2 protein-coding genes are annotated in these 1,375 nt (G+C 75.6%); one reads left to right on the top strand and one right to left on the bottom strand.

Features of this window, described 5'->3' with window-relative positions:
- Positions 1-954: alanine racemase (alr, locus tag ACFU99_RS43765; protein ID WP_384404371.1), on the bottom strand; the 954-nt coding region annotated here is incomplete at its 3' end.
- Between the two features lie 139 nt (positions 955-1,093).
- Between alr and ACFU99_RS43760 the strand changes: the two genes are divergently transcribed.
- Positions 1,094-1,375: NAD(P)H-hydrate epimerase (locus ACFU99_RS43760; RefSeq protein ID WP_384404369.1), on the top strand; the 282-nt coding region annotated here is incomplete at its 3' end.

Genomic DNA, 1,375 nt, shown 5'->3' with positions numbered 1-1,375 from the left:
CATGGCCACCCGTCCCGCGACCGTGCGCAGCTTCCCCGAGATGAGCACGGGGCCGGTGCCGGACGCGGCGCGGGGTATGCCGTCGGCGTAGCCGAGCGGGACGAGGGCGAGGGTGGTGTCGCCGGGCGTGACGTACTTGTGCCCGTAGCTGACCCCATGGCCGCCCGGTACGCGCTTCACATTGGCCAGCGAGGCGCTCAGCGTCATCACGGGCCGCAGGCCGAAGTCGCCGGGCGTCCCGATCTCGGCGGACGGCGAGACGCCGTACACGGCGATGCCCGGCCGTACGAGGTCGAAATGCGCCTCGGGCAGGGTCAGCGTCGCCGGGGAGTTGGCCATGTGCCGCACCTCCGGCTCCAGCCCCCGCGCCTCGGCGTGGCCGACGCTGTCCTTGAAGACCGCGAGCTGCGCCTGGATGGAGGGGTGGCCGGGCTCGTCCGCGCACGCGAAGTGCGACCACAGGCCGGTGATCTTCAGGGTGCCGCGCTGCTCGGCGGCGCGCGCCGCGCCGACCAGGGCCGGCCAGTCGCCGGGCTGGCAGCCGTTCCGCCCGAGCCCCGTGTCGATCTTCAGCTGTACGCGCGCGACCCGGCCGGCCGCCACCGCCGCGGCCTCCGCCTCACGCAGCGCCCACAGCCCGCTCACGGAGACGTCGACGTCCGCTTCGATGGCCTCGCGCCAGGGGTCGCCGGGCGCCCACAGCCAGCACATCATCCGCCCCCGGTCGCCTCCGGCGCGCAGGGCCAGCGCCTCCTGCGGGGTGGCGGTCCCCAGCCAGGCCGCACCGGCCTCGCGGGCCGCCCGCGCGCAGGGCGCCGCGCCGTGTCCGTACGCGTCGGCCTTGACCACGGCCATCAGCTCGGCGCGGGGCGCACGGGCCCGCAGGGCGCGCACGTTGTCCCGCAGCGCGGCCAGGTCCACAACGGCACGAGCGCGCATCTGTGTCTCACTCATCACCGCCAGTGTCTCAGGCCGCTCAGCTGTACAGCACGCGCAGCGGCGCGCTGAAGATCGACTTCGCATCCGGTTGTGTGGTGGGGGCACGCACTCCTCGTACCCAGCCCCTCCCGCCGGATTCCCGGACACTGGGCGCATGAGGACTGGCTACAGCGTGGAGAAAGTACGGGCCGCCGAACGCGAGCTGATGGCACGACTCCCGGACGGCGCCCTCATGGCGCGCGCCGCCGCCGGGCTCGCCGCCGCCTGCGCCGGGCTGCTCGACCGCGTCTACGGGGCGCGCGTCGCCCTGATCGTCGGCAGCGGCGACAACGGCGGCGACGCCCTGTACGCCGGGGCGCGGCTCGCCCGGCGCGGCGCGGGCGTGAGCGCCGTACTGCTCGCCCCGGAGCGTACGCACCCCGGCGGCCTCGCCGCC

The organism is Streptomyces sp. NPDC057654 (genome assembly GCF_042800135.1).
Taxonomy (GTDB): domain Bacteria; phylum Actinomycetota; class Actinomycetes; order Streptomycetales; family Streptomycetaceae; genus Streptomyces.
The sequence above is the reverse complement of the archived record's forward strand: the minus strand, read 5'-3'. Positions and strand labels throughout refer to the sequence as shown.